The 22105-nt window shown below is 41.3% G+C and carries 19 protein-coding genes; 11 read left to right on the top strand and 8 right to left on the bottom strand.

Annotated features, from left to right (window positions below; translation table 11 throughout):
- Window positions 1–133: 133 nt before the first annotated feature.
- Window positions 134–793 carry an FAD-binding oxidoreductase gene (locus tag ACT3CD_RS13180; RefSeq protein WP_444646106.1) on the bottom strand — a complete coding sequence of 220 codons (660 nt, stop codon included), beginning with the start codon at window positions 791–793 and terminating at the stop codon, window positions 134–136.
- A 250-nt stretch (window positions 794–1043) separates the two neighbouring features.
- Here ACT3CD_RS13180 and ACT3CD_RS13175 point away from each other — a divergent pair, with 250 nt between their 5' ends.
- Window positions 1044–1859 (top strand): SAM-dependent methyltransferase, encoded by an 816-nt coding sequence (locus ACT3CD_RS13175; protein ID WP_444646105.1) that lies wholly within the window; start codon window positions 1044–1046, stop codon window positions 1857–1859.
- 563 nt (window positions 1860–2422) lie between these two features.
- On the opposite strand, the gene ACT3CD_RS13170 is transcribed toward ACT3CD_RS13175, so the two are convergent.
- The 3 genes from ACT3CD_RS13170 to ACT3CD_RS13160 all read right to left on the bottom strand — a co-directional run bounded on the left by ACT3CD_RS13170 (window position 2423) and on the right by ACT3CD_RS13160 (window position 5765).
- Complete coding sequence (locus tag ACT3CD_RS13170) at window positions 2423–3493, bottom strand: NUDIX hydrolase (RefSeq protein ID WP_444646104.1); 1071 nt, start codon at window positions 3491–3493, stop codon at window positions 2423–2425.
- Window positions 3494–3722: 229 nt separating this feature from the next.
- Complete coding sequence (locus ACT3CD_RS13165) at window positions 3723–4670, bottom strand: phosphoribosylaminoimidazolesuccinocarboxamide synthase (RefSeq protein WP_444646103.1); 948 nt, start codon at window positions 4668–4670, stop codon at window positions 3723–3725.
- A gap of 153 nt (window positions 4671–4823) precedes the next feature.
- Window positions 4824–5765, bottom strand: coding sequence for a PhoH family protein (locus ACT3CD_RS13160; protein WP_444646102.1), 942 nt, complete (start codon window positions 5763–5765; stop codon window positions 4824–4826).
- A 135-nt stretch (window positions 5766–5900) separates the two neighbouring features.
- Here ACT3CD_RS13160 and mazG point away from each other — a divergent pair, with 135 nt between their 5' ends.
- From mazG to ACT3CD_RS13145, 3 genes are read left to right on the top strand one after another with little or no spacing between them, the layout of a single operon-like run.
- Window positions 5901–6680, top strand: coding sequence for a nucleoside triphosphate pyrophosphohydrolase (gene mazG, locus ACT3CD_RS13155; protein ID WP_444646101.1), 780 nt, complete (start codon window positions 5901–5903; stop codon window positions 6678–6680).
- Window positions 6681–6740: 60 nt separating this feature from the next.
- Window positions 6741–8975: an amino acid permease gene (locus ACT3CD_RS13150; protein WP_444646100.1), complete on the top strand. Its 2235-nt coding sequence runs from the start codon at window positions 6741–6743 to the stop codon at window positions 8973–8975.
- The gene (locus ACT3CD_RS13145; protein ID WP_444646099.1) at window positions 8972–9514 is read left to right on the top strand and encodes a GNAT family N-acetyltransferase; all 543 of its coding nucleotides are present in this window, start codon (window positions 8972–8974) and stop codon (window positions 9512–9514) included. Before ACT3CD_RS13150 ends, ACT3CD_RS13145 begins: the two co-directional genes overlap by 4 nt.
- A gap of 4 nt (window positions 9515–9518) precedes the next feature.
- Here the strand turns inward: ACT3CD_RS13145 and ACT3CD_RS13140 are convergent, their stop codons facing one another.
- The gene (locus ACT3CD_RS13140; protein ID WP_444646098.1) at window positions 9519–10892 is read right to left on the bottom strand and encodes an SGNH/GDSL hydrolase family protein; all 1374 of its coding nucleotides are present in this window, start codon (window positions 10890–10892) and stop codon (window positions 9519–9521) included.
- 196 nt (window positions 10893–11088) lie between these two features.
- Window positions 11089–12300, bottom strand: coding sequence for an OmpP1/FadL family transporter (locus ACT3CD_RS13135; RefSeq protein WP_444646097.1), 1212 nt, complete (start codon window positions 12298–12300; stop codon window positions 11089–11091).
- Window positions 12301–13147: 847 nt separating this feature from the next.
- Between ACT3CD_RS13135 and ACT3CD_RS13130 the strand changes: the two genes are divergently transcribed.
- From ACT3CD_RS13130 to ACT3CD_RS13110, 5 genes are all read left to right on the top strand, one after another.
- On the top strand, window positions 13148–14680 hold the full coding sequence (locus tag ACT3CD_RS13130) for a DUF4301 family protein (protein WP_444646096.1): 1533 nt from the start codon (window positions 13148–13150) through the stop codon (window positions 14678–14680).
- A 117-nt stretch (window positions 14681–14797) separates the two neighbouring features.
- Window positions 14798–16222 carry a tetratricopeptide repeat protein gene (locus ACT3CD_RS13125; RefSeq protein ID WP_444646095.1) on the top strand — a complete coding sequence of 475 codons (1425 nt, stop codon included), beginning with the start codon at window positions 14798–14800 and terminating at the stop codon, window positions 16220–16222.
- Window positions 16212–16988, top strand: coding sequence for a phosphosulfolactate synthase (locus ACT3CD_RS13120; protein WP_444646094.1), 777 nt, complete (start codon window positions 16212–16214; stop codon window positions 16986–16988). Before ACT3CD_RS13125 ends, ACT3CD_RS13120 begins: the two co-directional genes overlap by 11 nt.
- A 6-nt stretch (window positions 16989–16994) precedes the next feature.
- Window positions 16995–17909 carry a DUF368 domain-containing protein gene (locus ACT3CD_RS13115; RefSeq protein WP_444646093.1) on the top strand — a complete coding sequence of 305 codons (915 nt, stop codon included), beginning with the start codon at window positions 16995–16997 and terminating at the stop codon, window positions 17907–17909.
- Window positions 17906–18649, top strand: coding sequence for a shikimate dehydrogenase family protein (locus tag ACT3CD_RS13110; RefSeq protein WP_444646092.1), 744 nt, complete (start codon window positions 17906–17908; stop codon window positions 18647–18649). Before ACT3CD_RS13115 ends, ACT3CD_RS13110 begins: the two co-directional genes overlap by 4 nt.
- Window positions 18650–18728: 79 nt before the next feature.
- On the opposite strand, the gene truA is transcribed toward ACT3CD_RS13110, so the two are convergent.
- Window positions 18729–19505 carry a tRNA pseudouridine(38-40) synthase TruA gene (gene truA, locus ACT3CD_RS13105; protein ID WP_444646091.1) on the bottom strand — a complete coding sequence of 259 codons (777 nt, stop codon included), beginning with the start codon at window positions 19503–19505 and terminating at the stop codon, window positions 18729–18731.
- A 170-nt stretch (window positions 19506–19675) separates the two neighbouring features.
- Here truA and ACT3CD_RS13100 point away from each other — a divergent pair, with 170 nt between their 5' ends.
- Window positions 19676–20104, top strand: coding sequence for a hypothetical protein (locus ACT3CD_RS13100; RefSeq protein ID WP_444646090.1), 429 nt, complete (start codon window positions 19676–19678; stop codon window positions 20102–20104).
- A gap of 242 nt (window positions 20105–20346) precedes the next feature.
- Window positions 20347–20859, top strand: a complete 513-nt coding sequence (locus tag ACT3CD_RS13095) for a hypothetical protein (RefSeq protein WP_444646089.1) — start codon at window positions 20347–20349, stop codon at window positions 20857–20859.
- Window positions 20860–20877: 18 nt separating this feature from the next.
- Here the strand turns inward: ACT3CD_RS13095 and ACT3CD_RS13090 are convergent, their stop codons facing one another.
- Entirely contained in the window at window positions 20878–22065 is a 1188-nt protein-coding gene (locus ACT3CD_RS13090; protein ID WP_444646088.1) for a MalY/PatB family protein, read from the bottom strand.
- Window positions 22066–22105: the final 40 nt, after the last annotated feature.

Genomic DNA, 22105 nt, shown 5'->3' with positions numbered 1-22105 from the left:
TTTCGGGTAAGCCATAACCAATAAACAGGTCAATCATTGCAAACTGAATATGAAATGTTTCGGCTAAAAAAAAAGCCACTCCCATAATTTTAACGAACAACTATTCCCTGTTTGCAGGTTTAATTCTGCAAAATCAGAAATAGACTTCAGTAAAAATATTAGTTGACTTTACCCCCTGTTTTTCAAGAATATCAAACACATCATAAATCATATCACAATTGCCGCAAAGATAACACAAAGTATCGGGATTTACAGGATTCTTCGCCAGGTAGTCGGTCACCCGGCCATGAAAATCGCCCTTGTGATCACGCGAAGTACAAGCCACATACCTATTGGGATTATACTCGTCACGTTCGTATGCCTCTTCGGCCCACCGAACCCCATGCAACAAGGTATAATCAATTTCGGGATAAGTTTTAACAAAACTATGAAACGGAGAGATTCCGGTGCCACTGGCCACAAATAAAAATCGTCTGCCAGGCGCCACTTCCTTATCAATTGAGAAGTATCCTACGGCATCGTTAATCACCACGCCATCGTCCACGTCAAGCTTTTTCAAAGCAGGAGTCACTAAACCATCTTCCACTTCACGCACCAATATCTCAATAAAATCATCTTTAGGCGTACTATAAACAGAATACTCACGTGTATGAATTCCATTGGGCGGTCCGACCTGAATATGCTGTCCGGCGGAAAACTTCAGCCCGTTTCGCGCCATCCGAAGCACAAAAGTTGAATCTGTTAATACACGCTTGTCGATAATTGTATGTAAATTAAATGAACCTTTACGCATCTTTATATTTTAGTGGCAAATTTGGCAAAAAAGGAAATGATAACCTACGAATAAACAGATTTTAATACCTTCAAGTCTTAATTATCATTTTCTATAAAGTCAAACACTTTCATTTAGGGACAAGTATTAATTAGTATTAGAAAAAACACCATATTTTATTACGCTCGCTTTTAAAACGGTCACTGACACCATAAAACTCACATTTTTCAGTCTCGGCAAGCCTTAACGATAAACATTTCCTGTCAAACACATGAATTTTCGTTCTGATACGGTTGTTTTAGGGCAGGCACAAAGTTTAATTACTGATGTCAGGTCACGCAAAACCCCTCAACTTTTCTATCTTTGCCGTAAAAAAGAACAAATGGCAGGCAAATTATATCTCATACCAAATACCCTTGGCTCGGCAGAAACGGGACATATCCTCCCCACCGAAGTCGCTCAGATGGCTGTTAAATTACGTTATTTTATTGTGGAAGACCTGCGCACAACCCGTCGTTACCTTCGGCAGCTCGACCGGCAAATGGATATTGACGGGTCACATTTTTTCTTGTTGAATAAACGGACAACGCCGGCTCAATTTTCCGAATACCTAAAACCATTAAAAGCCGGTCACGACATTGGCATCATCAGCGAAGCGGGGTGTCCCGGTGTAGCCGATCCGGGCGCAGAAGTGGTACGACTGGCACATCAGGCCGGCATTCAGGTCGTGCCCATGGTGGGTCCCTCCTCTATCCTATTGGCGATGATGGCTTCGGGCATGAACGGCCAAAGCTTTGCTTTTGTAGGTTACATCCCCATAAAAAAAGATGAACGGCTCAAAACCATCAAACATCTTGAAAACAGATCGCGTAACGAGCACCAATCACAAATATTTATTGAGACGCCCTTTCGCAACAATCACCTGGCCGACGATATATTAAAGGCATGCAGTCCGCAAACCCGTTTGTGTATTGCCTGCAACCTCACACTGCCCGACGAATATGTCGTTACCAAAACCATTGCCCAATGGCAAGGCAACCGACCCGAACTACATAAAAAGCCTACCATCTTTATTCTGCAAGGCTAATTAGTCTTTGTCTATAAAGTCAACTTCTGCGTTACGCTTGTCATAAAAACAGTCATTTACGAAAAGTAAACTCCTTGATTTTTATGACTGTGCAAGCCTTGAATTTGAACTTTATATTTCAAACACTTAGTTTATGAACAGGCTCTAATTTGTGTTTGTCTATAAAGTCAACTTCTGCGTTACGCTTGTCATGAAAACAGTCATTTACGAAAAGTAAACTGTCTCCGACTTCTTCCTCCTTGTAAAGCATAATCAAAGCAATAGCTTTGCTTCTGCCTTTACTTCGTTCGTCAGTTCCTTGATTTTTATGACTTCGCAAGCCTTGAATTTGAACTTTATATTTCAAACACTTAGTGTATGGGCAGGCTCTAATTAGTGCTTGCAAGAAAAATCTAACGTCTGGGTTATGCTTGCTCTCAAATGGTCATTTACAGGGGTAAACTCACATTTTTTGAGCTGCGTAAGCCTTAAATTTAAACTTTATAACCAAACTCCCGACTTTATGGACAGGCATTAGGCAGCATAAATGAAAACAGAGAAGCAAACCCTACGCATTACCATCACTATGTCAAGGAAGTAAGGCTCGTTCGGTACAACCCATATTCATATTCAAAATTGGGTGTAAAAACACCTTTATTTAAAGCATCGTCAATTTCACTAAACTGCCATACACGACCGCCATCCAATTCTTCAGGGTTAGGCATAACAGGACCATCGTAACGCATCACAAATGCAAATACCATTTCATTTTCGAGAGGGCACTCCCAATGGTACCGGCCCAATAATTTAACATCATCAAGCTTCACCCCAATCTCCTCAACCGTCTCACGTTGCAACGACAACTCCACCGATTCGTTTACCGTCATGTGTCCTCCCACGGCTGTGTCCCACTTACCCGGCTGCACCAACTTATGCAACGGACGTTTCTGCAGCCACAAGCCGCCATCTTTAATAACCTGAAGATGCACCACCGGATGCAACCAGCGTGTTTTTCCGTTATGCACTACCGACCGGGGCGCTGCGCCAACCATTTTACCATCTGCTTCGACCAACGGCACCCACTCATCGGCCGCCCATTTCTTATTTTGCATACGCTTGCGAGCCAATTCAAACAGGAAAGCAAATCCAATATAAAGATACAACCCGGTACCATTGACAAACGATTGATAATCAATTGGCATCCAAATAATAGCTACCAGCATAACAAGAAAATAGGCGCTCATCCACCAAAAAAAACTCAACATCGTCAGTCGCATCTGCTCCATCTCCCACGGTCCGAAACTCTTATTTTTCAGCAACCGTCCCGACGTCGCCATCAGCACATTATGCTTCGAAAAAGCAGACACCCCAACCATCAACATCATTATAAAAAGATAAATCAACGGTCTGATACGTTCCAACACAGGACCTTCGAGCGTTATGGCCAAAACGCCCAAAACAACCATCAATCCCGTATCGGCCAACGCGTTTTTCTCAAAACGTTTATAACGTATGGCGTAATACGCTAACTCACCCAATCCATAAGCCACTGCCAGCCATAATCCGGTTGCCATTCCCCAGATCCATTCAGCCACAATCAAAATAACCAATGGTATCAATCCGGGAATACTTGTTCGTAATTGATTCAGTTTCAAAATAATTATGTATTAATAGAATCGTCTTCCAACAGGGCATTCATAAAAAAAATATTATCGCCGGCCGAAAGACAAAAAATGACCAAATATCAAAAAAACAAATCAGGACATCACCTGAAGCAATGCCCTGACAAAATAATTTCTTTCAAAATTCAAAACGCAATAGGGTGTCTGCCCTTAGAATCGGGGCATCTGAGCTAAAAATATCAGATATCAAAATGCTCAATACTTATAAAGCTTTAAGGCACTCAACCACATTTTTTTCAATACGAAGCTTCACATCTTCAGCTTTCGCCTTGATAAACCGATCGCCGGTAATTTTCTCAAACAACTCAATATATCGTTCAGACACACTCTTAACAAAAGGCTCATTCATTTCAGGAATTGCTTGTCCTTCTTTCCCCTGAAAATTATTTTCAATGAGCCACTGACGCACAAATTCTTTGGATAATTGACGTTGCGGCTCCCCTTTTTGCAATCGCTCTTGATACCCCTCCTTATAAAAATAGCGTGACGAATCCGGCGTATGAATCTCATCAATCAGATAAATCTGCCCATCTTTACGACCAAATTCATATTTGGTATCCACCAAAATCAGTCCCATTTTATCGGCCATCTGAGTTCCACGCTCAAATAAAGCACGCGTAATACGTTCCAATTCCAGGTAATCGGCTTCCGAAACAATGCCTTGTTTAATAATTTCTTCGCGCGAAATATCTTCATCATGTCCTTCGGAAGCTTTGGTGGTAGGCGTAATCATAGGCTGGTCAAACTTTTGATTTTCCACCATACCATCGGGCATTGGAATACCACATAACTGCCGTTTTCCCGATTTGTACTCACGCCAGGCATGACCAGTCAAATAACCCCTGATGACCATCTCCACTTTAAAAGGTTCACAAAAATGACCCACCGTAACCATTGGATCCGGAACCGCAATTTTCCAGTTAGGCACAATATCTGCGGTGGCATCGAGAAACTTCTCGGCAATCTGATTCAACACCTGTCCTTTAAAAGGAATACCTTTGGGCAGAACCACATCGAAAGCCGAAATACGGTCTGATACAAGCATCACCAAATAATCGTTGTTAATGTTATAAACATCCCGCACCTTACCCACATAAAGGTCTTGCTGGCCCGGAAAATTGAAATTGGTCTGAACAATCGCGTTTTCCATTTTATAAATAGTTAAAATTATATTTTCAAGCACTTAAGTTTTCTTCCTAACACGGCATAATATATATCGTCATTGCAAAAAAGGCCAAAGACTAAATTATTTTTAATAAAAGAAACACCTTAAAATAATTTAATAGAGTCAATAAACCGTCATTTACTCCTTATCGTATGCTTCAACAATATCCTGTACCAATCGGTGACGCACAATATCTTTCACGGTAAAGGTAATCCGTTTGATGCCCTTAATACCCTTTAAAATGCGCATAGCCTGCACCAAACCGGAATTTTGAGGGTTTGGCAGGTCAATCTGAGTCACATCGCCTGTCACCACAAATTTAGCATGATCGCCCATACGGGTTAAAAACATTTTAAGCTGATTGGTGGTTGTATTTTGCGCCTCATCCAATATCACAAAGGCATTATTAAGCGTTCGTCCGCGCATAAAAGCCAGTGGCGCTATTTGTATTGTTCCGTTTTCCATATACTCTTTAAGCTTCACCGCAGGAATCATATCCATTAAGGCATCGTAAAGCGGTTGCAGATAGGGATCAATTTTATCTTTCATATCACCCGGCAAAAAGCCCAGTTTCTCACCTGCTTCCACAGCCGGACGACTTAAAATAATACGTTTCACCACTTTACGTTTCAGCGCTCTCACAGCCAGAGCAATGGCGGTGTATGTTTTACCGCTACCCGCCGGCCCCACCGCAAATAACAAATCATTTTCATCATAAGCTTCCACCATGAGTTGCTGATTTGCGGTTCGCGCTTTAATGGGTTTACCATTCACACCAAATAATATAACACCCGTTTCCTCGGGATTATCAACGCTAGCATTACCAGAGATACCCGTTAATAGTTCGATAATTGTCGACTCCTTTAACACATTATACCGGTGATAATGTTCAATCAAAAGGTTCATTTTCTCTTCAAAAGCCGCAATTTCTTCGGCGTCTCCCATGGCTTTAAGCCAGTTACCCCGGGCAATAATTTTTAATTTTGGGAAATGGGCTTTGAGGATATCAAATTTGACATTTTTAACCCCAAGGAATTCAATTAAATCAATGGATTCAAGATAAATGAGTTTTTCTATCATAAAAAGCAGGTAATTCCTATTTTTGTCCTACAAATTAACGATATTTTTTGCAGAAGGTAAGAGATGTCGCATACAAATTTATGAGAAGGTTGTCTGCTGACACTGATCTCTATTCATTGATAACAGATATATATTATGCCATCAAAAAAAGATACTTTTCAACATTTATTGGAAATTATGGATGAACTACGGACAAAATGCCCGTGGGACAGCGTCCAAACCAATGAGACACTGCGTACATTAACCATCGAAGAAACATATGAATTAGCCGAGGCCTTGGTGCAGGAAGATGAAGAAGCCATTAGCAAAGAGCTGGGCGATTTGTTGTTGCACATTATATTTTATGCCAAAATTGGAGAAGAAAAAGGAACTTTTCACATAGGCACGGTAATGGAGCGACTCATAGAAAAACTCATCTACCGCCACCCACACATATTTGGTGATGTGCAGGTTCGGGATGCCAAAGAGGTGGAAGAAAATTGGGAACAGCTGAAATTAAAAGAAAAAAATGGCAATAAAACAGTGCTTTCGGGCGTGCCCAAAACCCTTCCGGCGATGATAAAGGCCCACCGCATACAGGATAAAGTGCGTGGCGTAGGTTTTGATTGGGAAGAACGTTCGCAGGTTTGGGATAAAGTGGAAGAAGAGCTCAACGAGTTAAAAGCAGAGATTGAAAAAAAGAACCACGATGGCATTGAAGAGGAATTTGGCGATTTATTTTTCTCATTGATTAATACCGCCCGGTTATACAATATCAACCCCGAAAACGCACTGGAACGAACCAACCGCAAATTCACCGAACGCTTTAATTATCTGGAACAAAAAACCATCAAAAAAGGGCGGAATTTAAAAGATATGACGTTAGCCGAGATGGATGAAATATGGGAAGAAGCCAAGCGGCAACAAAAAAAATAGTGAACTTCACTATATCCGGATTTTGTATTACTTTAGGGAGGTAATATTAAGCAATTAATTATGGCAAACAGTAAAATCTCCAATAACAGCGGTTTTGGCACCGCTCCCGTTTTTTTTACAGCCATTTCCACCATCCTGGGAGCTGTTTTATTTTTGCGTTTTGGCATGGCAGTGGGGACTCTGGGCTTTTGGGGTGCCATTGTCATTGTAATCGTCGGCCATATGATTACCTTTCCAACCGCTATGGCCATTTCTGAATTAGCGACTAATACACGCGTAGAAGGAGGTGGTGAATATTTTATTATCTCGCGTTCGTTTGGATTAAAAATTGGTTCCACCATAGGTATAGCGCTCTATTTTTCACAAGCCATTAGCGTTGCATTTTACATAATTGCCTTTACCGAGTCTTTTGAGCCTCTCTTTAACTGGTTCATGGTTCATTTTGAATTTGAACTACCGCGACAGGCGCTGAGCATTCCGGCTCTGGGCATACTGGCTTTTATCATTCTAAAAAAAGGAGCCGCCCTGGGAGTAAAAGCGCTCTACTTTGTAGTCGTTATATTGTTTATATCATTATTGGCCTTCTTTTTGGGTAAGCCCATCGACACCACCGAGGCCCTGCGGTTACCCGGTAATAATTTTGGATTTTTCAACCGCGACAATTTTTTCATGGTATTTGCCATCTGTTTTCCGGCCTTTACGGGCATGACTGCCGGCGTAGGATTAAGCGGCGACCTGAAAAATCCGAGTAAATCAATCCCTTATGGGACATTACTCGGCACCATAATTGGTATGCTGGTTTATTTTTTGGTGGTATGGAAACTTGCCATATCGGCTTCGCAAGCCGATTTAAACGAACACCAACTCATCATGTCCAAAATTGCCATTGGCGGCTCCATCCTGATACCATTGGGCCTGGCAGCGTCAACCATTTCGTCGGCTTTGGGCTCCATAATGGTGGCGCCCCGGACGTTACAGGCACTGGCCTCCGATAGAAGTTTCCCGTTTAAACGCATGAATTTATTTTTAGCCAGAGGAAAAGGTAAAAACAGAGAACCATTCAACGCCTCAATAATATCGTTCATCATAGCCCTGGTGTTTGTCTTGATGGGTAACGTAGATGTGGTGGCACAAATTATATCAATGTTTTTCCTGATAACCTATGGCACCCTATGCCTCATATCCTTTCTAAATCATTTTGGTTCACCACCATCCTACCGGCCCAAATTCAAATCACGTTGGTTTTTCTCGTTATCAGGTTTCATTTTATCCATTTGGGTAATGTTTATGATTAACCCGGCATACACCATTGCTGCTTATATCATTATAATTTTGCTTTACTTATTGGTAGAACATTATAATAAAGACCAAAAAGGGCTCGTTAATATTTTTCAGGGTGCCCTGTTTCAACTTAATCGTAAGATACAGGTTTACATGCAAAAGAAGCAAGCCGATGCTGAAACCAGTGAATGGCGCCCGGCAGCGGTATGTATTTCGGCCAACTCATTTGAGCGCACCAAAGTACTTGATTTAATGAAATGGATCAGTTACCAACACGGTTTTGGAACCTATTTCCATTTTATGGAAGGCTATTACAGCAAGCAAAGCCACAATGAATCCCGTAAGATTCTCACAGAACTGGTAAAACTGCAGAATGAAGACAATAATGGATTGTATATCGACACGATGATTTCGCCGTCGTATACCTCCGCAATAGCTCAGGTTATTCAGTCGCCATCCATCTCGGGAATGGAAAACAACATGGTGGTATTTGAATTTGACAAAAGCCAGCCTCAGGAAATAAACCGTATTCTTGAAAACATCAGTCTGACCAAGGCCGGCAATTTTGATGTCTGCATTTTTGCGGGATCCGGCATTGTACCGCGGTACAAAAACGGCATTCACATCTGGATACGCCCCACCGACTTAATCAACACCAATCTGATGATCTTACTGGGGTATATTATTCTGGCCCATCCCGACTGGCATAAAAGTCATCTGAAAATATTCAGCATTTGTGCACAGGGAACAGAAGAGCAGACCAAAGAAGAACTGGACAATCTCATCGAATCGGGCCGACTGCCCATTACGCTTACCAATATCGAGATTATTGCCCCTCCGGGTAATCAACCCATTCATGAAATAATTAGCAATCACTCAAAACATGCCGGATTGACCTTGATCGGTTTTCGCGAAGAGAAAATAAAGCACGAAGGCGACGAATTTTTCAATAGTTTTCCCGACATGGGCGATATCCTGTTTGTAAACGCATCTGGTTCCAAAGAAATCAAATGATTTTGAGTAAGCAACATTTAATCACTTCAGAATTATTGCGACAACAATTTTGGGCGTTGATGGAAAAAAGTTTTCCTAAAAATGAAACAAGAACATACGAAGACTTTGTGTCTGTACTAAAAAATAAAGACTTCGCAGTTGTTATATTATCAACACAACAATCTAAAATTAAAGGATTTATAACTTATTGGCAGCTGCAGATGTTTCACTTTGTTGAACATTTTGCCATTGCACCTCATTTACGCGGACAAGGCATTGGCTCAGCACTACTTTCAACGTTTATTGCAGAAAATAACCGACCTGTTGTACTCGAAGTGGAACCACCTACAACGGCCATATCCATAAAACGAGTTAAGTTTTACGAACGGTTGGGATTCACATTAACCAATTTTGCCTACCAACAACCGGCCTATCGCTGCAACGAAAAGGCGGTTGATCTTTTGCTAATGAGCAACCAACCGGAACTAATAAACAATAAAAATGGATTTCGGCAGGTTAAAACCGAAATCCATCAAACCGTTTATAAGCACCAACGATGAAATATCAGGGAAATTTCACTGTGCGGTAGTCGTTAATATTTATTGTTGCAACGTTGGCATTATAATGATCGTTAATCGCATTAATAAAGGTATTGGCAATGACTGCATAACCTCTAGGGGTAGCATGAATGCCATCCAGAGAAATTATTCCACCAGTCACAAAATCGGTAGAATAACTTCCGCCATCAATTGTTGTTCCAGCATTAATCTCATTCATCAAAGAAAAAAGGTCGACCAAAGCAAGATCGTAAGTTACCGATAGATCCTTAATTAACAAATTGTAACCTGCTACAGCTGCATGTATTGCTTCTATCTCCTCCAACGCCAACACATATTTGGCCGGCACCGGCACCTGGCTTCCCCAACCCTCTGTCGTCAGCTTCTCCGTAGGAAGGCTCAGCAGTAGTTTCTCTGTGGCAGTCATCTGCCTGAACCGATACGGCTCAGGCAAAAGAACCAATTGCGGGTCTTCAACAATGAGTGCATTTTGTCCGGCGCTAAAAGAAATATTATCGTAACCAACCGAGGCAGCCAAGGCATTATATCCCGAGTACCCCTCGTTTAAAGCATCAGCACTGGCCTGATCGAGCGGCAAGGCATTGTATGGAATCACATTAAAATAGGGCAACGCAACAATATCGGGGATATTTGCGATGGCTCCTTCCCGACCATCTGCCGCCAACTGCCCCACAATCATATTCATATAAACCGCAAAATTGCTGACTGAAGTAATGGAATCCGATTCGCCACCAGCCAATGCAAAACTCAAGACATCATTTCCGCCAATCCACAGCGAAAAAAAAGTGGGATTAGCTAACATGGCATCCGACAACACCGTAGAGACACCTGGCTCAGATGCAAAACGAGCATAGAACGGATTATAATTTCCGGCGCCTTGCGATGGGTCACCAACCAACGGCGTTAACAAGTGAAACGACCGCAACCCGGGCACAGCCATGTTATTATAAGGGCCCTGCTGACCAATCATAGACGCCAAAATTGATTTATCGCCAATTGTTGGAACCGGTTTAAAGCTACCATCCACCACCTTTAGCTCATAATAGCCATTTAAGTCCCCATTTGTGTTAATAACCGTTGTCCCCACACTCTTTCCGTCTGCCGTCAGCGGCTGAACAAACGCACCGCCTCCAGCTGCTTCAAACTGTTGGGCCAACAACGCGGGCAATGACATCAACTGCCCTTCATGCCCCAAAGCCCCATTCATAAAACCTGCCGAATAACTATCGCCCAATGCCACGAACGCTGAAAAATCAGCCGTACCATTAGAAACTTCAAAATCGTCGGTTTTAATATCGCAACCCCATAAAAACAGGGTTGAAATCATTAATGCAAAATATTTAAAACAACTCATTTTCATGTGTTTATAATTTGTTTATTAAGGTCACATGGAACTCGCCGGAATTAATCATACGCCTGTGTGTGAAGCAATTCCCATGGCTCGTTTCATCTGTTTATAATTTGTTTGTACAAAATAGAATGAAACGTCCTTTATACTAATCACTTTGGTAATTTTGTTTTCTGCCACCGGCAGGGTCGTTTCATCGGTGTAAAAATTAAAAATTGATATTAACGCCAAAACCTGGAATAAGCGCATTGGCATTGTAAGTCCCGTAAAAATTAGCAGGCGCATACCCATCCTCCCGTTCCATCGCATCAATATACTGAAGCGAGAAATCGAGCGAAATAAGCTCCGAAAAATGGTATGACAAACCAAACGTGTAATTAAGCTTATTGGCCCCCGGTGTTTCAGGCGTCAGGAAGTCTTCCGGTATGGGGGTTGAATCGTATGCAAACCCAATACGGCCCATTATTTTTGGATGTATAACATATTCTGCGCCCACCCTGTATATCAATGTATTTTCAAAATTACGTTCATTCTGAGAGTCGGGAACAGCCTCAGCTTCAAAATCAAAACTTAATTCCGAATACTCACTCCACAACACATATTGCAGGTCGGCAGCCAACAACAATTTCTCGTTAACCTGCCACCCGGCCCCGAACTGAATGCCGCCTGGCATAGGTAATGCTGCCGTGAAATGGGTATCAGGAAATTGTGAAGCCAGCGAAGCAGGAGTTGAAAAAGAGGCATCGCCCTCAGTCATTTCCATATTAATGGTTGATCGATAACTTAAACCCAAAGAAAACGCGGCATTAACCTGATAAAACAGACCCGCATTAAAACCAAAAGCGTCTGTTTTTCCCGATAATTCAGCCTGCCCGTCGCCTTGCGAATTCTGCACCGGCAATGCTTTATGCAAATCCACATTTCCTACAGCATAAACCAGCCCCGCTCCAACACTAAATTTGTCGTTCAGGCGGTACGATAAGGTTGGTTGAAAATAGATAGCCGCCAAAGAAATATCCTGAATCAGATAACGACCGTCCCAATCGTCGCCCCATACCAATGAATTGCCAAAGGGAGTGGTAATACCCAACCCCGCCACCAAATCAGGTGCTACTTTTGCCGCAGCATAAAAGAAAAATGGCGTTCCCGAAGGATTATCCGATTGATGACTGTAATTGCTGCCTTGTTTTTGAAAAGTATTATTTGAAAAAATGACACTTCCACCCGTTGTAAATCCCATCTTCGAATCCATAAAAGCCAGTGCGCCAGGGTTAAAATGAATTGATGACGGGCCAAAATTAAGCCCCGTTCCGGTATGCCCCATGCCGGTTTGGCGAGCCCCCTGAAGATTAATCTGGTAACCTTCGGCCATCAAGGCCACAGGAATTAAAAATAATAATGCGAAAAAAATACGCCTCATAATAAAATATATTGGTTTAATATCAGCATTTTATGCCCGTTTATCAGGTCTGTTTTTCACGAACAGGCCGACTAAAATAGGAAAAATAATCTGCTAACAAACCTTTTATCTCATTGACTTATTGAACGTTAACGCCATCAAACAAATAGTTCTAAAGTTTAAAAGTTAATATTTGCAATAACTAAAGTCTAAGGAATTAACAACCAAACGGATATAAAAATATCGAAAACATCATCATCCAAAGTTCACGATTCAAGTAACAGTAAATAACTCGAAATTAAAGTTATTTACTGTTACTATTGTCCGGTAAAAAATATATTTTCCATTTAAGTGCTCAAGCCGCACGGGCTTTTACTTTTTTTACTCATTGAAGTTTTTATTTCAAAGGTATTCGTGATCCGCTTCGCTCCACTACAGCAAAAAAAAGTAAACAAAAAATGCCGCCGCTGCAAGTAATTTCCTAAAAATCAATTTCATTGTCTAAAATCCGGGAACTCGCTTCGCTCAAACAACCCGGATTTCTTTACGCCAATAAAATTGATTTTCTTAACGGAAATTTCTTGAGGCGGAAAGCAACCCCAATATCTTCTAAAATCTCTGGCTCGCACATTGGATCTGGGTCTAATCATTTCTATAAATTTTTAGCGGACACCAATAATTTACTGTTTGATATTTCGTATTACATTCACATTCAGTTTTCGGCTCAAAAAGTCCGGATTAATTCTATGATACACTATCTATCGGACCAAAATAAACCTCGGGCAGAATCAGTCGAAAATATAAATACCTCATTCCAATCAAAATTAATTGGCTATATTAGCCTCACTAACCATCAAAAGGACAAAACATGATAAGCAAAACCGACCAAGCATTACTTACCGTGAAAGGCATCTCGCCAGAGAAGTTACAGCAACAACTCACCCGCTTTAAAAATGGGTTCCGCTCTCTAAATGTTCTGCGACCGGCCACCGAAAACGATGGGATTCGTGTTCTTACTAAGAACGACACAATACAACTGATAAATAGCTACGAAGCAGCTTTAAAAGAAAACCTGACTGTGGGGAAATTTGTTCCTGCTTCGGGAGCAGCCACACGTATGTTTAAAGATTTATATCAATTTTTAGAACAGCCTGAAGCTATTGACTCAACCATTGAAAATCAATATATAAATCAGTTCCTCGAGCAGCTGGACAATTTTGCCTTTTTTCCGCTGCTAAAAGCAAAGATGACCTCCGGCGATTTGGAAAACAGAGACAAAAGAAAATTACTGGCCAAAGCAATTGTGTCCGCCGTGTTAAATGAAAATGGACTTAACTACGGGCAGTTACCCAAAGGACTTTTACATTTTCACCAATCGAACGGACGCATCACAACAGCCATGGAAGATCAGATTGGGGAGGGTTGTCGTTATGTCAAAAATGCCGATGGCAGGGTAAAAATTCATTTCACGGTGAGTCCCGAGCATCACCCGTTGTTCAGTCAAAAGCTGGAAGAGGTGCGTAACATGGTAGAAAACCTTTACGACAGCAAATTAGATGTAAGCTTCAGCTTTCAAAAACCGCACACCGACACCATTGCTGTTACGCCCGAGAATACCCCCTTCCGCGATGAAAATGGAGAACTGGTCTTTCGTCCCGGAGGACACGGTGCACTCATCGAAAATTTAAACGACCAGGACTTTGAACTTATATTTATAAAAAATATCGATAACATTGTTCCGTCCTACTTATGGTCGGAGACGATTACCTATAAAAAAGCATTAGCAGGTCTTTTGCTTCAATTGAAAAATAAAATTTTCGCCTTTCTACGTCAGCTGGATAATAACAGCACACCTGAACTTTATTCAGCCATAGAACAATTTCTTAAAGACGATTTACACGTCCGGATTCCGCCATCGATTGGTCAACAACCCGGCGACGAACAAAAGGCTTTTTTCAAACACTACCTGGACCGCCCCATTCGGGTTTGCGGCATGGTACGCAATGAAGGCGAACCCGGTGGCGGCCCGTTTTGGGTGGCCGGGGAGGCAGGCCTTGAATCGTTACAGATTCTTGAAAGTTCGCAGTTAAACCTGTCAGATTCTCATCAGGCTACGATGATTAAGGAGGCCACCCATTTCAATCCGGTCGATTTGGTTTGTTACACTTACAATTACCGGGGTCAGAAGTTTAATTTAACCAGATACACCGATCCGGAAACCGGTTTCATATCAAACAAAACGCTAAATGGCAAACACGTAAAAGCTTTGGAACTCCCCGGCTTATGGAATGGCGCCATGGCGAATTGGGTAACATTGTTTGTTGAAGTACCCATTAGCACTTTTAACCCGGTAAAAACGGTAAATGATTTACTGCGTTCTCAGCATCAACCAAAGAAATAAACAACGAAAAGGCTTTATTAGTAAGGAATACAACATCAAACCCATTACTAATTGCATCCCTTTAGTCGAAAGCTCATTATAATTGAGTAAATTTGCATCATAATCATTGTTTATTTTATGTACGAATCCTGGCAAACCAACTATAACGAGATAAAAGGCGAAATTGAACGTTTTGAACGAATGGATAGCGGCGAAAGAAGCTTTTTTTTCGACGTTCATACCATCGAAACCATATTTGACTTTTTTACCGATAAATACCAATTTGACAAAGCAGAAAAAATACTGTCTATAGGCATACTTCAGCACCCCAATGCCACCTCTTTAAAAGTGAAACAAGCCATTATTTTAATGGAAAAAGGGGATGATAAAAAAGCGGTACGACTGCTTCAAAGCCTATCAAAAATAGAAACTTCAAATCCTGAAGTATATCTTAATCTTGGTTTGGTATACCTGCGTAACGATCACACAGAAGAGGCAGAAACCTGTTTTACCCATGCTCTGAATATAGCTTTTGATGATCGCGAAGATATACTACTCGATATTGGTGTTTTCTTCAATCAGCAGGAAGCCTTTAAAAAATCAATTCAATTTCTGAAACCTGCCTGCGACGAATATCCAGACAATGAAAATATGCTGTTTGAATTGGCTTATGCCTATGATAAAGAGTTTGACTTCAACAATGGTCTCAAGACATATTTAAAAGTTATTGATTTGAATCCATTTTCCGAGAATGCCTGGTATAATCTTGGCATTTTATATATTAAGGACGATGAATTTGAAAAGGCCATAAATTGTTATGATTACGCTCTGGCTATTATGCCCGACCATGGTGAAGCATTATTTAATAAGGCCAATGCTCTGGTAAGCCTGAACAGACCGGCCGAAGCCATTGACTGTTATATCGAATACATATCACTTGGTTTCGATACTGTTTTGCCTTATCATTACATTGCCGATTGTCTGGAACAGATGGGACAGGCAGAAGAGTCGTTACGGTATTATCGTTTAACGACAACCAAAACCCCCGACTATATGCCGGCGTGGTTAAATTATCTGGCCACTCTCATCAATCGAGAAATGGTTGATGAAGCCATAGAGGCTTCGACGGTGGCGCTGAATCACCACCACGACATTGGTGAATTATGGTACTTAAGAGCCCGCGCATTGCTTCTGAACAACGACAAAAAACTGGCTCAGAAAGCCTTTGAAAAGGCATTTGAAGACGATCCCGACAGCTTGCGCAACCTGTATGAATTATATCAATTAAAAATTGAATTGAACCCTAAAGCTACCGGATTTGATTTTTTAAACAAATGGAAACAAAAATATCCGGAGTCGTCTGCGGTGCATTATCTGTTTTGCGCCCATTATCTTCTGGAAGAGAGAAATTTAAACAAAGCCGTTCACTATCTCGATTTGGCGTTGGAAGCCGATCCGGGTATTGATTTCTTTCTGGATTTGTTTCCCAAAGTTGAAAAGATGATAAAGAAGAGTAAGAAATTAAGTCAAGTCATTGATAAACATTTAAATCATGAACTTTAACATCGATTTTTTACCGCAAAGACCTGAAAAACCCCGTACCAACGGCCTCACCATCATGACCGACAAAAGTCTGAGTGTAAAAGAAGCCGAAAATTTTACCGAAGGTAATGTGCCTTACACCGATTTTGTCAAAATGGCCTTCGGAACCAGCCTGTTAATACCCAGTCTGGAGTCGAAGCTCAATATTTATCGGGAAGCTGACATCAAACCTTATTTTGGTGGCACCTTATTCGAAGTATTTGCTTATCGTAAAGCCATGAACGACTATTTCCGCTATCTGGATAAATATGGCATCGAATATGTTGAAGTTTCGGATGGTACCATTCAGATTTCGCATGAGAAAAAAATAGAATATATCAAACAACTCAACATCGACTACGATGTAATAAGCCAGGCCACCAATTTTACCATTAACGGATTTATATCCTTTGACACCTGGCTATCAAAAACACAGGAAGAACTGTCTGCCGGAGCAAAATTCATCATTGTCAAAGAAAGTATCCAATTGCCGGTATACGGAGAAGAAGGACTCGCCTCCTACATTGCCGCCTATAAAATGAATGAAATCAGCATTGATCAACTGATTTGGGATGCACCCTTAAAAGATCAACAAATTGAATTAATAAATCTGTTCGGTAATAATGTAAATTTGTGCAACATCGCCCCCGAAGACATTATTCCTTTGGAGACCAAACGACTTGGACTGCACGGTTCCACATTATTAAAACTCATTGCTCCGGGTACAGAAGAAAACGATACAGAATAAACCATTATGATAAAGCAGTTTTTGACCCTCCTGTTAAAAGGGATGGCAATGGGAGCCGCCAATGTTATACCGGGTGTTTCGGGTGGAACCATTGCCCTGATTACAGGTGTCTTCGGACGATTGATAAACGCCATTAAATCGTTTGATATTAAAGCCCTTAAATTATTACTTACAGGCAATTTTAAAAAATTTGCCATCTATACAGATCTGGCATTTTTAACCTCATTATTTCTCGGTGTAGGTATTGCCATCCTGTCGTTGGCTAAACTGCTTGATTATCTGTTCAAGCATCAACCGGTGTATGTCTGGGCATTTTTCTTTGGATTGGTACTTGCTTCGGTTTGGTTCGTGGGCAAAACCGTTAAAACATGGCACTTTGGTTCGGTTTCCACATTTATTGCAGGCACTGCAATTGCATTGGCCATCAGCGTGATGACTCCAGCCTCCGAAAATACCTCATTTTTCTACTTAATAATATGTGGCATTGTAGCTATCTGTAGTATGATACTTCCGGGTTTAAGTGGTTCCTTTGTTTTAATTCTGATGGGCAACTACCAACTCATCATGATACAGGCTGTTAGTCAGTTTAATTTTGCGATATTACTGCCTGTTGCTATTGGTTGCGTAATCGGGTTAATCGCCTTTTCCCACTTTTTATCGTGGCTGCTGAAACGATTTCCTGATTCAACCATCTCATTGCTCACCGGTTTTATACTTGGTTCGTTAGGTATTTTGTGGCCATGGAAGACAGAACTGGTACAAACCTTTGGCGAAAAAACAAAAGTAATTGGTTATCAGTGGCATTGGCCCGAAATAAATGAAACTCTTGGCTGGGCTATTCTTTTTATTATACTTGGACTGGCAACCATTACTGTCACTGAGATTTTAGGAAAAACAAAAAGCAAAAATACACCATCATGAAAACGTATGGATTAATAGGGCATCCATTAGGACATTCATTTTCACAAAAGTACTTTACTCAAAAATTTGCGGATGAAAAAATGGCGGCACGGTATCTCAATTTCCCCATTCCCTCCATTTCCGAATTCGAAGGTTTGCTTCAGCACCATTCATATATTGCCGGTTTAAATGTCACAATACCCTATAAACAACAAGTCATTCCTTTCCTGGATGAATTGAATGAGGAAGCGGCCAATATAGGCGCCGTAAATGTGATTAAAATTGACTGGAAAAATAAAAAGAGAACGCTAAAAGGATACAACAGCGATGTGATTGGTTTTACCCAATCGTTACAGCCTCTTCTTAAACCGTGGCACACCAAAGCGTTGATACTGGGAACCGGAGGTGCTTCAAAAGCAGTAGCCCGCGGGTTACAAAAATGTGGTATTCCTTATCTTTTTGTCTCACGAGCTCCCCAAAATGTAAATCAAATTTCATATAACGACCTAACGCAGGAAATTTTATCGGAATACAAAATAATTATCAATACCTCGCCACTTGGAACATTCCCCAATGTTGATCAATGTCCTGACATAAATTATAAAGTCCTAACCAATCGGCATCTGGTTTACGATCTCGTTTATAATCCTGATGAAACTCTATTCATGAAAAATGCCTCCAAAAATGGAGCTGTCGTAAAAAATGGATTGGAAATGTTACATCTTCAGGCTGAAGAAGCCTGGCGAATATGGAATTTATAATTTTAAGGCTAAGGGCGAAGGCAACAATATGCAAATCGCATATTTGCTTAGTACAACAGACCACGAAGCGACCTTATAATTAACTTTCATTAAATCTTTTATGAGTCGGTTGAAAAATATCGGTCGGATATACTACATCCACCAAATACAAACCTTCGGCGGCTACAGACGTACCGGCTGCGCCGCGATGTTTGCACTCTATCACCTTGCCAAAACCATCAATATCAAGCTTACCACGACCGACCTCCAGTAGTGTTCCAACCACCGCCCGCACCATGTTACGTAAGAAACGATTTGCTTCAATGATAAAAACCCACCGATTGCCGCGCGGCTCCCAATAGGCTCTCGTAACATCACATAAATTGGTTTTGGCATTGCCATGTAGTTTACTAAAGCTTGTAAAATCCTTGTATCCCAATAACATCTCAGCGGCTTGATTCATCGCATCAAAATCAGGCATATAATTTAAACGCGTTGCCAAACCACGTGTAAAAGGATTTTTCCCTATCGTTACATGATATTCATACCGTCGTGCAACGGCATCAAAGCGACTGTGTGAGTCATCAGCCACAGGAATAACACTAAAAACTTCAATCTCAGCAGGCAAAAAACGACTTAAATGACGGGCCAAATCAGCGGGTGATTGAAGCGGCTGTTGCACATCAAAATGAGCCACCATATAACTGGCATGCACTCCGGCATCGGTTCTGCCGGCACCGGTTACAGAAGTCGGAACCCGCAAAATAGTGCTCAAAGCCTCCGCCACCAACCCCTGCACTGAAACGCCATTGGGCTGAATTTGCCATCCGCAAAAATGAGAACCATTATAAGCCAGTTCCATGAAATAGCGCGCCATAAAAACATCATTTAGATGCAAAGAAAGCCAGTTTTTTCGGATTCTACAAGTTTGTTATACGGATGTGAATTTTTGTTAATTACCCGCTTTCGTTTGACTGAGCCTTCCTTTAGTTGTAAATTATGAAGACTTTTAATTCATGATTATTTCACTAAAAAAACAGATGCTTTATGAAAACAGAACTAGGTATTTGGCTGGATACCAGCAAAGCCTTCATAATTAGTATGGCTGATGGTGACACCCCAAATGTTCACGTGATTAAATCAGAAGTAGAGTCGCGAACCCGCATCCCCGGAGAACGCAAAGCATCACGTATTGGGAGTCTGTTAACCAATGCCGAAAATAAAATTACCAACCGACGAAAGCAACAAAAACAACACTATTTGAATGAGATAATCAAATCACTGCCCCACAATACAGAAGCAATTTTTTTATTTGGTCCATCAAAAACAAAAAGAGAACTGGAAAAAGAACTTCGTAAACAACCAATTTTTTCTAACAAATCCATCTATTTAGAATCGGCCGATAAAATGACCGAACGACAAATGATTGCTCATGTAAAAAGTTTTTTTGAAAAAATGCAATTGAAACAAGCCTGATAAAATCTGTAAAGACACAATAAAAGATATTTGTTTTTTCACCTAAGACTTTTAATATTTGTGTCTTTACATAAATTACTTAGTGCTTGCAACAAAACTCTTGTGGCAGATTAAGAAAACTTCATTTTTGAAACTTGCGCAGCTTGAAAAACAGGAGATTACTGGTGTTAATAACCATTTTAAAGGCGAGCGTAGCGAAAAAATTGGAGTTTTCTTGCTAACACGACTTAAACAAATTACCTATGGATTGGCCGGAAACCCTAATAAGTATTAAATCGGGCGGACAAAGCAAATACTTCTCCAGCTACCTGCAACAGCATCCCGAGGAGTTACCTGAACTCATAAAGACCATTTCGCATTCTGAGCCAAAAATTGCCTGGCGAGCGGCATGGGTAGTCGATAATCTGGCGCGCAATAAACGACACCTTGTTGAACCCTATCTGTCGCAATTGACCAATATAGTATTAAAGACCTCACATCATGGCGTGCACCGGCATATCACCAACATACTACGAATGATCGATCCGGCTGATATTGACAATGGTCATCTGGTAGATACCTGCTTTCATTGGATGACAAATTCCAACACGCCGGTAGCCTTGCAAGCCAACGCCATGGAAATCATCGCCAACCTTTGCACCATCTATCCAGAGCTGGCCAATGAACTAGTCAGCATCATCGATGCAGGCTACGAAATGGGTAGTCCGGGATATCGCAGCCGTGCTACAAAAATCCTAAAAAAACTCAGAAAATAATAAACGAAATAGTCCTCACTAACGTACTTCTGACAAAAATTCTTTCCGCGCATCCCGCAATTGAATCAGCGCCTTCTCAACAATGCGTCGCGGACTGGCCACATTCATCCGCATAAAGCCTTCGCCCATTCGTCCGAAAGTACTTCCATCATTCAATCCCAGACCGGCCTTATCAGTCATAAAACGTTTTAAATCAGACTGACTCATACTCCAAGCCCTGAAGTCCAGCCACAAAAGATAAGTCGCTTCCGGCATCACCATTTTCACCTCAGGCAGGTGTTCTGTCAAAAAATTATGCATCAACATCACATTCCCTTCGAGATATTCCCTCAACTCGTCGAGCCACTCTTCCGAATGGTTATAGGCAGCCTCCAAAGCCAAAGCGCCAAAGGTGTTCCCCATGTGCAAATGATAACCAAAAAGTTGTTGGCGCATTGCTTTGAGCAGTCGTGTATTTGACGCTATGAAGTACGAAGTGCTAAAACCCGCCAGGTTAAACGTCTTACTTGGCGCCATGCATGTCACCGTAATATCGGCTATTGACGGGGATACTGTGGCCAACGGTATGTGCTTATGACCAAACAGCGTAAGGTCGCAATGAATCTCATCTGAAATAATAATGACGTTATGTCGTACACAAATTTCTCCCATTCTGCGCAACTCCTCTTCACTCCATTCGCGACCGACAGGATTATGCGGATGACATAGCAAAAACAATTTATTATTATCGTCGGCAGCCATTGTTTCAAAATGATCAAAATCTATTTCATAGTGATCGTCCTTTTCCACCAAATTATTTTCAACCACTTTACGGTTAAAATCGTTGATGACGCCAAAAAAAGGCGGATATACCGGGGGCTGAATAATCACCCCTTCGCCGGGTTGCGTAAAAGCCTGCACAGCCAGTCCTAAACTAGGCACTACGCCCGGTGAGAATTCAATCCAGCTGTTTTCGACCGACCAGTTATGACGCCGCATCTGCCACTCACGTATAGAATCAAAAAAGGACTCCGGACGAACGGTATAACCATATATGGGATGTTCAATGCGCTGCTTTAATGCCTTTTGAACAGCTGGAGGTGCCGCAAAATCCATATCTGCCACCCACAATGGCAACACATCCTTACGGTTAAACAACACAGAACACCTTTCCACTTTCAATGCACGTGTATCCGCCCTGTCAATAATTTCATCAAAATTCGACATAACTATTTTTTGATTTTAATGCTCTACAAAAAAAACAGTA

Origin of the sequence: Geofilum sp. OHC36d9 (assembly GCF_052400685.1) — a bacterium.
In the GTDB taxonomy this organism is placed as follows: domain Bacteria; phylum Bacteroidota; class Bacteroidia; order Bacteroidales; family Marinilabiliaceae; genus CAZHHH01.
This window is presented reverse-complemented; position numbering and strand designations above follow the sequence as displayed.

Excerpts from the sequence above, each read along its gene's own strand:
- ACT3CD_RS13180 (WP_444646106.1), bottom strand. The coding sequence starts at position 793 with ATGCGTAAAGGTTCATTTAATTTACATACAATTATCGACAAGCGTGTA.
- ACT3CD_RS13175 (WP_444646105.1), top strand. The coding sequence starts at position 1,044 with ATGAATTTTCGTTCTGATACGGTTGTTTTAGGGCAGGCACAAAGTTTA.
- ACT3CD_RS13165 (WP_444646103.1), bottom strand. The coding sequence starts at position 4,670 with ATGGAAAACGCGATTGTTCAGACCAATTTCAATTTTCCGGGCCAGCAA.
- ACT3CD_RS13160 (WP_444646102.1), bottom strand. The coding sequence starts at position 5,765 with ATGATAGAAAAACTCATTTATCTTGAATCCATTGATTTAATTGAATTC.
- mazG (WP_444646101.1), top strand. The coding sequence starts at position 5,901 with ATGCCATCAAAAAAAGATACTTTTCAACATTTATTGGAAATTATGGAT.
- ACT3CD_RS13150 (WP_444646100.1), top strand. The coding sequence starts at position 6,741 with ATGGCAAACAGTAAAATCTCCAATAACAGCGGTTTTGGCACCGCTCCC.
- ACT3CD_RS13145 (WP_444646099.1), top strand. The coding sequence starts at position 8,972 with ATGATTTTGAGTAAGCAACATTTAATCACTTCAGAATTATTGCGACAA.
- ACT3CD_RS13140 (WP_444646098.1), bottom strand. The coding sequence starts at position 10,892 with ATGAAAATGAGTTGTTTTAAATATTTTGCATTAATGATTTCAACCCTG.
- ACT3CD_RS13135 (WP_444646097.1), bottom strand. The coding sequence starts at position 12,300 with ATGAGGCGTATTTTTTTCGCATTATTATTTTTAATTCCTGTGGCCTTG.
- ACT3CD_RS13130 (WP_444646096.1), top strand. The coding sequence starts at position 13,148 with ATGATAAGCAAAACCGACCAAGCATTACTTACCGTGAAAGGCATCTCG.
- ACT3CD_RS13125 (WP_444646095.1), top strand. The coding sequence starts at position 14,798 with ATGTACGAATCCTGGCAAACCAACTATAACGAGATAAAAGGCGAAATT.
- ACT3CD_RS13120 (WP_444646094.1), top strand. The coding sequence starts at position 16,212 with ATGAACTTTAACATCGATTTTTTACCGCAAAGACCTGAAAAACCCCGT.
- ACT3CD_RS13115 (WP_444646093.1), top strand. The coding sequence starts at position 16,995 with ATGATAAAGCAGTTTTTGACCCTCCTGTTAAAAGGGATGGCAATGGGA.
- ACT3CD_RS13110 (WP_444646092.1), top strand. The coding sequence starts at position 17,906 with ATGAAAACGTATGGATTAATAGGGCATCCATTAGGACATTCATTTTCA.
- truA (WP_444646091.1), bottom strand. The coding sequence starts at position 19,505 with ATGGCGCGCTATTTCATGGAACTGGCTTATAATGGTTCTCATTTTTGC.
- ACT3CD_RS13100 (WP_444646090.1), top strand. The coding sequence starts at position 19,676 with ATGAAAACAGAACTAGGTATTTGGCTGGATACCAGCAAAGCCTTCATA.
- ACT3CD_RS13095 (WP_444646089.1), top strand. The coding sequence starts at position 20,347 with ATGGATTGGCCGGAAACCCTAATAAGTATTAAATCGGGCGGACAAAGC.
- ACT3CD_RS13090 (WP_444646088.1), bottom strand. The coding sequence starts at position 22,065 with ATGTCGAATTTTGATGAAATTATTGACAGGGCGGATACACGTGCATTG.